Origin of the sequence: Photobacterium angustum (assembly GCF_002954615.1) — a bacterium.
Lineage (GTDB): Bacteria > Pseudomonadota > Gammaproteobacteria > Enterobacterales > Vibrionaceae > Photobacterium > Photobacterium angustum_A.
The window spans coordinates 318,845-331,939 of record NZ_MSCJ01000003.1; the positions used below are offsets into that span (position 1 = coordinate 318,845).

Annotated in this window: 10 protein-coding genes; 3 read left to right on the forward strand and 7 right to left on the reverse strand. The window is 38.3% G+C overall.

The features are described 5' to 3' along the window. Positions 1 to 667: 667 nt before the first annotated feature. The 4 genes from BTO08_RS16125 to BTO08_RS16140 form a co-directional block, all read right to left on the reverse strand. Entirely contained in the window at positions 668 to 1,345 is a 678-nt protein-coding gene (locus tag BTO08_RS16125; protein WP_105061677.1) for a hypothetical protein, read from the reverse strand. Between the two features lie 939 nt (positions 1,346 to 2,284). Next, complete coding sequence (locus BTO08_RS16130) at positions 2,285 to 2,590, reverse strand: helix-turn-helix domain-containing protein (protein WP_105061678.1); 306 nt, start codon at positions 2,588 to 2,590, stop codon at positions 2,285 to 2,287. 139 nt (positions 2,591 to 2,729) lie between these two features. Continuing rightward, positions 2,730 to 4,040: an antiviral reverse transcriptase Drt2 gene (gene drt2, locus BTO08_RS16135; protein WP_105061679.1), complete on the reverse strand. Its 1,311-nt coding sequence runs from the start codon at positions 4,038 to 4,040 to the stop codon at positions 2,730 to 2,732. Between the two features lie 346 nt (positions 4,041 to 4,386). Continuing rightward, on the reverse strand, positions 4,387 to 5,331 hold the full coding sequence (locus BTO08_RS16140; protein ID WP_105061680.1) for a hypothetical protein: 945 nt from the start codon (positions 5,329 to 5,331) through the stop codon (positions 4,387 to 4,389). A 220-nt stretch (positions 5,332 to 5,551) separates the two neighbouring features. Here BTO08_RS16140 and BTO08_RS16145 point away from each other — a divergent pair, with 220 nt between their 5' ends. Continuing rightward, positions 5,552 to 6,157, forward strand: a complete 606-nt coding sequence (locus BTO08_RS16145; RefSeq protein WP_105061681.1) for a recombinase family protein — start codon at positions 5,552 to 5,554, stop codon at positions 6,155 to 6,157. 1,684 nt (positions 6,158 to 7,841) lie between these two features. On the opposite strand, the gene BTO08_RS16150 is transcribed toward BTO08_RS16145, so the two are convergent. Then, on the reverse strand, positions 7,842 to 9,122 hold the full coding sequence (locus BTO08_RS16150) for a Y-family DNA polymerase (protein WP_105061682.1): 1,281 nt from the start codon (positions 9,120 to 9,122) through the stop codon (positions 7,842 to 7,844). Then, entirely contained in the window at positions 9,119 to 9,826 is a 708-nt protein-coding gene (locus BTO08_RS16155; RefSeq protein ID WP_105061683.1) for a S24 family peptidase, read from the reverse strand. The genes BTO08_RS16150 and BTO08_RS16155 overlap by 4 nt, the downstream gene beginning before the upstream one ends. Before the next feature lie 413 nt (positions 9,827 to 10,239). Between BTO08_RS16155 and deoD the strand changes: the two genes are divergently transcribed. Further along, positions 10,240 to 10,950, forward strand: a complete 711-nt coding sequence (deoD, locus tag BTO08_RS16160; protein WP_373455569.1) for a purine-nucleoside phosphorylase — start codon at positions 10,240 to 10,242, stop codon at positions 10,948 to 10,950. Between the two features lie 84 nt (positions 10,951 to 11,034). Continuing rightward, the gene (gene tsgA, locus BTO08_RS16165; protein WP_105061684.1) at positions 11,035 to 12,198 is read left to right on the forward strand and encodes an MFS transporter TsgA; all 1,164 of its coding nucleotides are present in this window, start codon (positions 11,035 to 11,037) and stop codon (positions 12,196 to 12,198) included. Positions 12,199 to 12,264: 66 nt separating this feature from the next. On the opposite strand, the gene BTO08_RS16170 is transcribed toward tsgA, so the two are convergent. After that, entirely contained in the window at positions 12,265 to 12,939 is a 675-nt protein-coding gene (locus tag BTO08_RS16170) for a Crp/Fnr family transcriptional regulator (protein WP_005363725.1), read from the reverse strand. Positions 12,940 to 13,095: the final 156 nt, after the last annotated feature.

Consider the following 13,095-nt stretch of genomic DNA (forward strand, 5'->3'; position numbering starts at 1 on the left):
TTAGAGTGGGGGAAGTGGCGTTTTTATCTTTCCATCACTGGGGGATATTAAATAGTCTACCGTGGTAGACCATGTAACTATCTCTTCTATAGTGTCCATTAAATAGAGTGTTGCTGATTCTATGATCGGTTTGCACTGTACTTTCCCTTCTTTAAAGGGAAGAGTATATGAAAAACTAAACTCATTATTATGTAGTTTTCTTTAATATGTTACTTAACTTACTTAACTTACTTAAGTTGCATAACTTACGTAACCTTTGTCGGGTATTCACAACAAATAGTAATGAACGATGTTTTATTCGGTTTTAATGAATGGTTATTACTGGTTTTTTTATGTAACTTTTGCATTAGAAAAACTAATTAAAAATAGTATTATTTCTCACTTTTAAAAGCCGATTAAACTCCTATAATGCCCCACATCGAAACGCGACCCACGCCTTATAAATACTGTGTTTAGGCAAGGTTGTACATCATATAAAACTTGCTTTATTAAGGAATTCACAATGTCACGTATCATTAACAAAGTTGTTAGCTTATACACTCCAGTTTTCGCTTCTATGTACAAAGCGCAAATCAAATAAGCGTTTAAAGAATTTAAAAAAGGGCGTTGAAGGTAACTTCAACGCCCTTTTGCTATTTGGTTAATCAATAGCCATATTGAATAGTGTTTATTGTTGTCGTTCTTCGTTAGCGAATATAGTTAAAAAATATTTCAACTCATATAGCTTTTCTTTTTTATTTGGTGTGAGTTTTATTAGTATATAAATAAAAATAAATAAACAAATTCCAGCAATGCCAATAAGTGCGATTATTTTAAGATCAAGACTTTTCATGGTTGCAACTAAAATTGATATTGAAAATGTTACTAATACACCAATTACTTTCTCTATCCCTAGACCGCTATTTTCATTGATGAGTATTCTAGTGTTAAGTATTTCTAATATTCCTTCAATATGAGAACTATTTATTTGATTTAAATTTAATGTTCTACGAAATTTTAGGTATCTAGCTTTTTGATCTTTATAATTTTCCGGTGGTGCTTGAGATAACTCATATTCTGAATATTCTTTTTCAGTGTAAATGCTCTGAGCTTTAATAAATAAGAAAATACTAATACACTCAGAAAAAACAGTGAAAAAGAGGTATGTATAGTAATCATGCATATCTTCTTTGTAAGCTGAGTAAATCGCTAAAAATATAAATAGTACGAAAAGAACTATAGATAATAAAAGTGATAATTTAAATTTAAGCCCAATAGTTTTTAAGCTTTCTCTGAAGATAGCTACTCTTGTACATTCTTTAGTGTAAGCATTAAAGCATACATCCCATTTGTTCGTATTTTTCAATATTTATAACCTCAAATATACTTATTAACAGCAAGCAATAATACGCTGCTGTTTTTTTTTATCAGCTAGTTAAGATAAAACTCATCGATTACATTTTATTTATGATGGATTTGTCACTTGCTGATACTCCGAGGATAAGGCTCGCCAGCGAAACGCGACATTCATTTCAAACCACGCCCTTACACCATCACGTTAAAACGCCTTCGTGTGAAAAGCCGCAATGCAAGCATCGCCACACCAAGGCAACGTCATGTTGTTGTCGGGGCGGTTTTCCATTCATTCTGCCGCTGGCTAATTTAGGAGCTTGCTTCCAACCCCTATCCCCAATCTTGGGGAAGTTTACGCTTCGCGCAAACAAGAGCCCGTCGCACCGTAATGGCTCACGTTCTTAGGTTTAACGGCATAGGTTTGTAGTTCGCCATTACCGTGCGTTTGAGTATCGTGGGTGCTGGCGCTTCATAATTACGGCTACTTGGTGCCTTTTGCTGGCACAAAGCTGCCTTAACATAATGGTTTTTATGCGAAATGTTACGTGCCTAACCCCAGCAAGCTGGCGGGCACTGGGCACAACGCATAAAACAGCAATTATGTTAAATTTTCCGCGCTCAGTTTGGCATCGGTGTTAGCTTTAGCCACAAGCCAACATCAAAAGCGGCCTGTAAGTGTGGTTACATTTGACCTCTTATTGGCGTGGTTAGGCTGTCATGTTGGCAGTTCCTGCCAATTACCTCGCGCTTCGCACATCGGCTTCCACAACCTCCCCCGCCCACCCAATGTAGCCCGCTCGGTACTAAAAATGGTGTCTACGTCTTTGGCATATCCGAATTTGGTTACAGGTTTTATTTACTGTATTTCTATGGCGGTCTACGTGGGCTGGTCGTTGCGGTAAGGCAAGATCCAAAGCAATAAAAAAGCCTGCTGGCGCAGGCTTTTATCGTTTTAATGCGGTATCGCGTCAGCAATGTTCGGTACTTTTTTTAAGTACCGTTGTTGAAGTTCTTCAAATAACTCCATGGTATCAAAATTGTCTAACGAGGGACGTTCGCCAGTAAAATACGAAATATTTTTATTAAAAAGTGTCGATAGCGTAATCAGTGTATCTAGTCGTGGTAGTGTTTTTCCGTACTCTAAATCTAAGTAGGTTTGTCTTGCTATTTTTAAGTTTTTAGCGACATCGACTTTCGTCATGCCTTGCTCTTCACGGACTTGCTTTAGCAAAAAGTGAAATGCGTTAGGGGTGTTCATTATTTTAGTTCTTCTATGTTTTTATAGGTCGGACCAAGAGATAGTATCGCTAAACGGGAAGTTGGGAAGAAACTTTATAGAGGTATATAGATGATATAAAAACCTGCTGGTGCAGGCTTTTTGAAGAAATACTATATTGTCATTTCAATATTTCATCTTGAAGACGATTCCATAGTGGCTTTAACTGCTTTTTTATACTCTTTGAATCCATTATCTTGGCGGCTTTATAGCCGTAAGAAAGGAAGTTTCGTTTACCACGGTATGAGTATAATTTGTGTAGTTTGCGTTTATACAATTGATCTTGTTCTTGTTCACCTTTGCTATGTCTTATTCGGTTCTCTTTATCCATCGTCTTTTTTGCTAATTTAACGCCACCTTTCATTTTTTCTGAATATCGTGCAAGTGCAGTTGAACGTAAATAAATAGAATGTCCGTCAAAAAGGAAACCTAAGTATTGTAGTGGTTTTTGCTTTCCAAATTCATCAAATGAACACAATTTCCCATGTGTTAGCTCAAAGTTTCTTATTTCTGTTTTATCTTTGTTTATATTAACTTTTAGTGCTTGTATTTTACTGTTTGCTAATGCTTCAACTGTGTTTTTATATTCTGAAGGGACAATAAAAAGCATATCATCACAATACCTAAAATATTTACCGCCAACGCTATTGACATAATTTAGCATGTCTCGATCGAAAGAAATCATGTAAATGTTTGATAGCAGTGCACTAATTGGTGAACCTTGCGGGATTCCTTTATTACCTTGAGGGTTCGGTTCTATTAATCCAGCCTTACGAACGTTTGTTCTAAACTCTGATGGTGAACAGATCCTGTTCCTTCCATTTGCTTTAGGGTTGTATTGTGAAATTCCAAATGTGTTAAATACCTTCTCGCGATCAACTGTTGTGAATTTAGTTAAAGACTTGAAAACATTGAAATGATCTTTTGGTAAGCGTGTCACTTCTAACAACTTGCACCATTCATCTTTTAGTATCTCGTGGTCAAGAGTGTCAAAAAATTTAGAAAAATCTAAAGCAATAGCGGAACAAGTTTCCATCTTACGAATATCGTTAAAAGCATCGTTAGCAAAGTGAATATTACTTTTACCATCAATTTTTCTAAAAGCTAAAACAGATGTATTCAACCCTAGTAAAGATAGTTTTTTTTCATATAGTTCTGATAGTTGATGAGCATAATACGCATAAATATGACTATCAATATGTGATGAATAGGCAACACCACGAGGTTTTGGTTTTCGGTAAAGCTTCCCTGTAGTTAGATCACGATCTAGTTTTGTTAACTGAAAATTATATGAAATAAAAGGATAAAATGCATGAGTAGCGACAATAAATGAATTAGTGGCTATTTTAGTAGCTTTAGTTGCTGAAACTGAAATATCAAAATGAAGATAGTTTCGCTTTGTATACCAAATTGGCTCAGGTGTGTTTTTCATAGGAAAGAGTAAATTCTAGCAAAACCCAAAAGAAGTAGAACTTGCGGCCTTTCTTTATATTCTTTTGGGCTTTAACTAACTGGCCTAACCAATCATCTGGCCTCGAAAGGCACTCACCGCGATCTATTAGAAATGATTTATAATGTAATATTCGATGGAGACTATACGATGATAATCTTACACCTGATGACAATGTTGATTCCTTGGCGTACCAGAGAACGATGCATTGACAATCTGTCACAACCCTTTACACCTATTGTGTAAAGCAAAGATATCTTATTGATATCTTTATATGCAATCAAGTATTGCTTTAAGTTTTAATGTAAGTTTTTATGTCTAAATATCTCTACTTTTTTGCATGGGTTACAGAATAAACATCATCTATAAGGTAATTGTATTTTTCAGGTAATAAGGCTAACTCTCCCCACCCTAAGTTCTCAAAACATAAACCAATTCCATTTTCAGTTACTTTGCCATAAACCAGCGCATACCTTCCCGTAGATTTATCACCAATCCCATGTTCGTGTTGTAATTTATGTTTAGTTTTAATACAGAAGTCTTTTACTGTTGGTGCACATTCGATATAAGTCATTCGAATATTATTGTCACCTGGTGTGTTTCCATGATGTACAGAGTTTTTAAGTTTCACGAAATACAGCTTAGGTTTTTTTACTATATCTGTAACTAGGCTTGCATCATTAAGCAATGATGTTAGTGCGATAGCATGTTGATTTCCCGGTAAGAAATAGTAACGGTAATAATTTTTATCAAAGTTATGACAAATACCTCGTAATGAGGTGACTGTACTTGGTACTTTAAATGTTTCCCCGTTATGTATGCTTAATGGGACCTCAGCATCAAGTCCGTCTTCATCTTCTATTTGTGCATCATCAAAAGGTTTTGATGATGGTGTTGCTTGTTCGGGTTTTTCTTTCATAAATGAAGAAACAATAACTAGCTCCTCATGGTCTATAGCTTGGGTAACAGCTTCTGCACTTGAATATTTTTTACCTTCAGCTTTCTTTGACCTTAATGCGCAAGGAACACTTTTATATTTAGGTATATGTCTAAAGTGGGCTTCTTTGTTAGAGGTTGTATGTTCTTTATGTTGTGGAACACGGCTAAGGTTTGTAAAGCACACTGGGCAAAATAGTGTGTTTTTCATTTCGTCTTCATATTCTGACGGTTGTATCCTCTGTGCTCTTTTCAATAAGGTTGCTCTTAAACCGTCTTCGTATTTCCAGTTTTGAAGATAGAGCGCATGAGCTATTCTGCGTTGTAAGGGTTCCATAAATACCACTTTAAATGTCTAATAATATATATATTAACTATTTACTTTATTTTTAAGTGAAACCTGTATCACATATTTTTGCTATTATTTTTGTTTTTTATGTATACCCTAACGAAACCGCTTCCCACAGCCCCTCATCCCTTACCGCTTCATTTGTGAAACCATCTATACTAAACTAATTTTAGAAACCAACTTAAATTAAACCAGTTTAGGGAAAACCATGCTGATCCGTGCTTACCTTCGTGCTTCAACCACCGAACAAGATGCCCAACGGGCAAAAGAAGAACTCAAAGCCTTTGGCGCCAAATTTGAAAGTCGTATTGCTGGCTACTACATCGAGAACCAATCTGGTACCAAGTTAGAGCGGCCAGAACTCAACAAGCTGATAGATGACAGCGAAGCCGGTGATGTGTTGCTGATTGAAAAGATGGATCGCCTTACTCGTTTACCTTGGCTTGAATGGAAAACCTTAAAAGCCCGCATCATGGAAAAAGGGTTGGTGATTGTGGTGGTAGATCAGCCAATGACGCATGCGGTGTTCAGCGCGGGTGAGCAAAACAGTATTACCTTGGCCTTAACCGAGTTCATGTTGGATTTAGGCGCCGCGATGGCCCGTGATGATTACGAAACTCGACATAAACGCCAAGCGCAAGGCATTGCGAAAGCAAAAGCAGAAGGTAAGTATCGTGGGCGCCGTGTGAATGAGTCACTGCATCAAGATATTCGGGATCAGTTAAAACTTGGGCGGAGTTATTCAGAAATACAGCAGAAGTTAGGCTGTAGCAGGGCGACAATAGCGAGGGTGGTGAAAGAGGGGGAGTTTTAGTGTGTTGGTAGCAATGTAGAGGACGAATTGCTTTTACTGTGATTTGTTAAGCCTTTAACAAATAATAAATGCAGTATTTTAGCCACGAGTGATGCGGAAATGATGCAAAAACAGGGCTTAATGCCCTGTTTTTGTGTGTAATGTGATTCTGTGGTGCGCGATAGATCAAATATGTTAAATAGGTCGTGTTTAGCGAAAATAATGTACGGTAAGGCTTTGCCTATTTTCAAATGTTAAAAAATCAGATCGAAATAAACAGGAGGACATTTGATATTTATGTGTTTTACACTGGCTTTGTTCAGTCTCATATATGCTGAACAAAAGGTAGTTATCGTAAAGTAGAAGACGAACATAACGGTGACTTGTGATGTTCTTTTTTGTAACTAATGAGTACTAATATACTGTATTTATTTACAATGCTTTTTGGGAAATTATAATGGTGAGATTCCCCAACGAACCGCCCGAAATAGGTCGGGCGGCGGGGATTGGGGTTATTAAGATTGGAGGTTGTGCCATGTTGCACGAACTTTATCTGCTTATAACTGCAATCACAGGCTTACTATCTGTATTGTTTGCAATTTATAAGTATTTCGATAAGAAATAAACCCAAAGGTTTTTGATGCTACCAACATCAATTAACCTTTAAATCAGAGGTGTTCCGTTCTAGCGGTTCACCTCTTTTTTTGTAAAACGATACTTTATTAAAAAACTTAGTAAAGTGTCGCTTGACTACATTACTGATTTTATATCAAGTGTAAGCTGGCTTACAACTTAAATATGAGCAAATTTGGTTCATACTTTGTCCTTTTATTCACCATTCCTTCTATAATTAAACAATATTTTCCCAGTTGTTATTGATTATTATACAGTTATATGGTTTAAGCTTGTCAGAACCACCTCTCCGTCACCACATGATACAAACGGCCCATCTAACTAATTTGCATCGTGATTTCATGGACAGTGTTCGCTGGTGTGTAAAAGATCGATTACGTTAAATAGGCTTGTTTTGAGTATTTTGTCCCTTAACGATATGAGAGTTATTCATTAAGGACGTTATGGAGATTGTAGACATGGATTTAGTCACAATAATTGAGCTTTAAGTAATCTGCCGGATGACCGTTTCTATCCAATATTAATGGTTTTCATAAAAATAAATTTGCTTTTATAAAGACCGCACATCGAGGCGGTCTTTTTTGTATCTGGACGTTACCGTGTACCAGAACGATTTATAGCGATTAGATTAAATAGAGTCATTTTTCGTAACGTTTCGTAATGTTAAGTAAACTATTGGTTTATAAGGCTTTTATTGATTTTTGTGGTGTGTAGAATGGGAGTCCTTTAATTAATTTAATAAAGGATAATTTATGAAACTAATTGTTTCGATATTGATACTTTTGCTTGAACAACCAGATTCACGCTTCTACCCATTATTGATGGTCTCTGGAATATTGGGCACTGTATATTTATTAGGAAAATAGTCTAATCGTATTTGGTCGCCCATTGAGGCGGTTTTTTTGTCAAACAGGGATCGTATATTTTGGTATTGTGAGATAGGTGAAATGATCCCGTATTATTTTGAAAGTTCGATGTCACCATAACAGGAGTGCCATACTGGATAGGCGTCTTATTTGAAGTGCTACGTTATAGAACGCTTTTGAATAAATACTGGTAGTGGTAAAAATCACTAAACACACTTCACCACCACAATGTCTTTAATGTCGGTGTAGTAGTTCTCTAGCTCTAACATTTCTATTTCTCCCTGCCGTTCGTGGTAGCTGCGTTGCTGGCATGCAAAACCGATCACGCCTTTACCAAAGCGATCGCTTAATTGGTCGAGGGTGGTGTTTAAGGTGTCTTTGTTATCAAAGCGGTTAAATAACTCGAACTGTTTTACTTCGGCATCAATCAGGCTTGGGGCACCTACGCCCACTTTGTATATGGGTTGCTTGGTAAGGTTGTCGGGGATCAAATCATCGAATAAGGCGCGCAATTGTTGCAGGGCAAAACTGGTATCGGTTAGGCCGTTTTCGAGTGTCAGTTCACCACGGCGATAAAATGGTGGGCAACGGTCGTATTTTGAGGTGCTGACAAATACGGAAAGGGTCTTCATCTCGCTTTTTTGGTCGCGTATTTTTCGCATCACTTCGGCGCAGTGGTGAGCTAATTCGGCAAAAAGGTCGTCTCGGTGATGCAGGCGATCACGGTAAGAAGCGGTAGACCATATCTGTTTTTTCTTTTCTCGCTCAACGGAAATGTCTAAACAGGCGATGCCATTAAGCTCTGAAATTACGTTAGCGACGTTGATGGAATAACGTTTGTGATAGGTTTTGGTGTCGCACTGTTTTAGTTGGTAGGCGGTTAAAATGCCTTCTTGTGTCAGGTGTTTATTCAGTTGCCTGCCAATGTTCCAAAGTTTACCTACGGGCATTTGTTTTAAAACCGTGTCGGTTTCTTTCTCGCTTATTAATACACATTGTCCCTGGTAAGGTTGGCAGTTCTTCGCTGCCCACGAGGCGACTTTGGCCAAGGTTAGGGTTTTGCCTACACCAGCGCCTGTCGGTACACCGGTTTCTTTGTAAATGGCTTTGCGTAAGGCTTGTACGTGCTCATTCAGATCGACGTTGATTTGGTACAGGTGACTCACATCGTAAAACACTTCATCTACGCTATAGCGCATAGAGGGGGCACCTTGTATGTGCTTTTCAAGGGCTGTCATAAAGCGATCTGAATGGTGAGAAAAGGTGTTGAAGTTGGCTTTATACACAATGCCTTTGTGTACCCGCAAGCGGTCTATTTCTTCCCATATTGGGGTGAATTTTGAAATACCGATGTTTGTGCAAGCACGGTTAGCGGCAATGGAAATCCCTTGGCCTGCTGTTACTAATAACGGGGTATTTCTTAGGGCGGGCTTGTAGGTAATGCAAGATTCGGCGTAAAAACGGGTGCCATCAAGTAAGCAAATCATAAGGTAACAGGGCGGTGTAATCGTAGGCTGTAACGCACTACGCCGTGTAAGCGGGTGTAGTCGTCTTGGTTTATTTTTTGTGGCTTAAAGCTGGGGTTATCTGAATACAGGGTTCTGCTGTGTAAGTTCACGCGCTTTACAACAAGATCGTTGTTTAATGAAAGTACGATAACGTCTTCGTTCTCAGGGTTGAGGTGGCGCTCTAATACCAGTATGTCGTGGTCCCAAATGTACGGCAGCATGGAAAGCCCAGCTGCACGGCACAAGATGGTGGAGTGCTCTTGGGTGATCACCAGTTGGTGTAGGTCGAGTTCGGTTAAGTCATGGTGCCATGGTAATAACGGCGGTTGCCTGAAGTGATGGATGGAAAGAGTGATCACGCCTATTACGTGTAAGTCGTCCCACTCTTTGCCTGATACGGCAATGTGTTGGCATAGCAGGCTCCAACGTGCGATGTGGTTGTCGCCGTGTTGCTCAAATACAACAAGATCGCTGCTTAGGGGCTGTAAGGCACTGTCTATGAGTAGCCAATCCCCTTTGGCGATCCCTAGCTTTTTGTAGGTGCTATCGGCGCTCATTATCCGCATAGATGAATGGCTGTGTACAAACATGGTTTGTAGATTTAGCGATTTTTTCCGAAAGCGAATAGTGGGGTTTTCAAAGCCGGTGATCCCCGCTTGTACGTAAGTGTTAAGTGTAATCATGGCTAAAAATACTGTATATATATACAGTTTATTTTAGAGGTGTTTTGGGTGAGATTAGATTTTTTAGGTTAAAAATCTATTGATTGTTCTGTTATTAGTGTTTTTTATGTGTAAAAAGTACACATAAATTGGTGACCAAAACTGTGGGTATCACCTTCCTTCCAAAGTCTAATGTTCTCACAACTTTGAATGAGCATATCGAACATTAAATACTTCGTTATATTTTTGATGCAGCCAGTAACAAGCTGAGAATTTGTACCGTCACTTATACTTGTGATCTATGTAACATTGATGCGCTAAGAGTATAAATGATGAAATGAATTTGAGTGGTGAGACTTTTAAACCGGACATTTGTCCTGAAATTCTGCTGTTCGTTCTCTTTATGATGAGCCTGTCAAAAACAAGAGGAAACCATTATGACAGCTCATATCGCAGGTACTGCAAAAGACTTTGCTTCAACTGTAATCATGCCTGGTGATCCATTACGTGCAAAATATATTGCTGAAACATACTTAGAAGATGCAAAGCTTGTTACCGATATTCGAAATATGTTGGGGTATACCGGTTATTACAAAGGTCAGCGTATTTCTGTAATGGGACATGGGATGGGTATTCCATCAATGGTTCTCTATGGTCATGAATTAATTAATGATTTTGGAGTAAAGCGTATTATTCGTATTGGCAGTATTGGCGCGACTCAAAAAGATGTACATATGCGTGATGTCATCTTAGCGCAAGCTGCGGGTACAGATTCACCGACTAATGCCAAACGCAGCAGTGGTTATCAGATGGCTACGTCAGCGACTTTTGAGCTGTTGCATAATGCTTATATGTCAGCGAAAGAAAAAGGGATTGATGTCAAAGTAGGGAATATCTTTACTGGAGATTTATATTACGATCCAGATGAGGACTTAATCTCAGCGTTAGAGCGCTTTGGTGTTTTAGGTGTGGATATGGAAGTTGCAGGCTTATATGGTTTAGCTCATCAATTTGGTATTGAATCATTAGCCATTCTGACGGTATCGGATCATTGTATTACGGGTGAGGAAACCACTGCAGAGGAGCGTCAACTTTCATTCAATAATATGATTGAAATTGCTTTAGAAACAGCCATTAAAGCTTAACGTTTCCGCGATTACTTATTGTGAGGGCTGAGTTTCAGCTCTCTATCTTTAAGAACATCCCTCTACACCCTCTTGGAGTGAATGATGAAAAATAAAATAACACTCACCGCGATAAGCTTTTTAGCCAATTTTATTATGGCTGGCTTTGCAACCCAGTTTGGTATGTTAGTCGAGCCAATAGCAAATACCTTTAATGCAAATGTAAACGAAGTTGCATCTATTTTTTCATTACTGAATGGCGGTGCGCTTGCAGGTACGATAGCGGCATTTTTCTTAATTGAAAAAGTCGGCATAAAGCGTATGACGATACTTTGCTACGGGGTCATTTCAGCTGCTGCATTAAGCTTATATATTGTGCCATCATTGTTTATTGTAATGGTATGCATGACGGTTATTGGCTTCTGTGGTGGTGTAGGGTTATGTATTGCTGGCACCATTGTTGTATCTGTCTGGAAAGATAAAATTCAGAGCACCATGCTGGTTGTTCAAGACGCTACATTTAATATTGCAGGGGTCGTGTTCCCACTTATTACGACTTATGCGCTTACTCATGCAATGAATTGGAGTATCAGTTATTTAAGTGTTGGTGTCGTGGCATTGGCGACTATGTTTGTTGCTTTGTTAACGAATTTTAAACCGTGCCATGGTGAAACGGAGTCAGAGCAAGACGTTAAGTCAGAATGGAACTTTGGCATTATTAGTGGTGGCATTGGTTTATTTCTGGGTATGTTAGCGTTATATACCTTCCTTACTTGGGCACCGATGTTTGTGAAGGAAAAGTTTGATATACCATTCGAGCAGGCTGGGCACATTATTACACAGTATTGGTCAGCAGCACTTGTTGGTGCACTAGTATCAACAGTTATTGTCTCTCGAATGAAAATTCAAACATTCTTACTCACAATTATTACTGCTGCCATGGTGATCACCAGCGCTATTGTAACGACAGACAATTTATCATGGTTGTCATACCTAACTTACGGTTACGGTTTTGTTTGTGCCGCGCTTTATAATTCATTTATTGCTTATGGTGTATCATTTGTTCGTAATGCAAGCAGTAAAAACGTGTCTTATATCTTAATCAGCGGTAGCGCTGGTGCCATGTTTAGTCCTGCAATAAGTTCACTATTCCAAAGTGTTATTGGAACTCAATCGGTGATGTACGCGATTCCATTTATTTACGCTATCGTTGTGGTTATGCTAATAGTACTAAGAAAATTTAATGCTGTTGAACATTGTCGCGCATAATATTTGGGATAAGAAAAAGGTCTGTAAATACAGACCTTTTTTGATTTAAACAGAATGTAAAAGATACTATTCTTCTATAAATACTTTTAGCCCTTCTAAATTCAGAATACGTAGGCCATTTTTTTCTTTAGCAATAAGCCCTTTACTCTCTAACTCTTTTATTGCTCGTCGATACACACGATCTGAAGTAGCAAAACGCTCGGCTTCTAAATAGTTCTTCTGAAAACCATCAACAGGGAGATCATTGAGGTATTGGTGATAGATATCGTATGCAACGTTATAGGTAATAGGGTAGAGCAAGCGACGAGAGAGAATTTCAATTGTATCTTGGTAGTCAATAGCTATAGCACTGGCAAAATAAAGAGAAAGGCGGGGCTGCTCTAATAAGCATCTTTGCAGCTTCTGAGTATCAATGATTGCAACTTCAATGGGTTCTACCGCAATAATATTCATTTGGCAGCGATAGCCTGTGAAAAACTCCATTTCACCGAAAATTTGCTGCTCACACTCTAAGGTACCAAGCAAGAACGTTTTGCCATTTCGGGCTGTAACGCCCATAGATACTCGACCAGAGTCTACTAAATAGAGATTTTCAACTATTTCGCCTTGAGTTAGAAGTTTTTCATTCTCATCAAAAATACGGCGGGCAGAGATACAATTAAGAATGGTTTGTTCGATTAATTGCTTATCTTGACTCCATTTTTCTTCAAAGCGTCCTTTGCCTAGAGTTTGAAGCTGCATTGATTTACCTTGAATCAGGGGCTAAACATGTTTTTATATTTAGCATTACTTGTCGTCACAAATAATATAGCTTAATTGATAATGAGTATATGAGGTTATCTTGTCGGTGTACGTTGTATATTCATAACACTTTTAATGTTCCTTTCTAAAGATGTT

What these genes read in the sequence shown, in the direction of transcription:
- BTO08_RS16155 (WP_105061683.1), bottom strand. Translation starts at nt 9,826, where the DNA reads ATGATTACACTTAACACTTACGTACAAGCGGGGATCACCGGCTTTGAA.
- drt2 (WP_105061679.1), bottom strand. Translation starts at nt 4,040, where the DNA reads ATGAAAAACACACCTGAGCCAATTTGGTATACAAAGCGAAACTATCTT.
- BTO08_RS16145 (WP_105061681.1), top strand. Translation starts at nt 5,552, where the DNA reads ATGCTGATCCGTGCTTACCTTCGTGCTTCAACCACCGAACAAGATGCC.
- BTO08_RS16170 (WP_005363725.1), bottom strand. Translation starts at nt 12,939, where the DNA reads ATGCAGCTTCAAACTCTAGGCAAAGGACGCTTTGAAGAAAAATGGAGT.
- BTO08_RS16150 (WP_105061682.1), bottom strand. Translation starts at nt 9,122, where the DNA reads ATGATTTGCTTACTTGATGGCACCCGTTTTTACGCCGAATCTTGCATT.
- BTO08_RS16140 (WP_105061680.1), bottom strand. Translation starts at nt 5,331, where the DNA reads ATGGAACCCTTACAACGCAGAATAGCTCATGCGCTCTATCTTCAAAAC.
- tsgA (WP_105061684.1), top strand. Translation starts at nt 11,035, where the DNA reads ATGAAAAATAAAATAACACTCACCGCGATAAGCTTTTTAGCCAATTTT.
- BTO08_RS16130 (WP_105061678.1), bottom strand. Translation starts at nt 2,590, where the DNA reads ATGAACACCCCTAACGCATTTCACTTTTTGCTAAAGCAAGTCCGTGAA.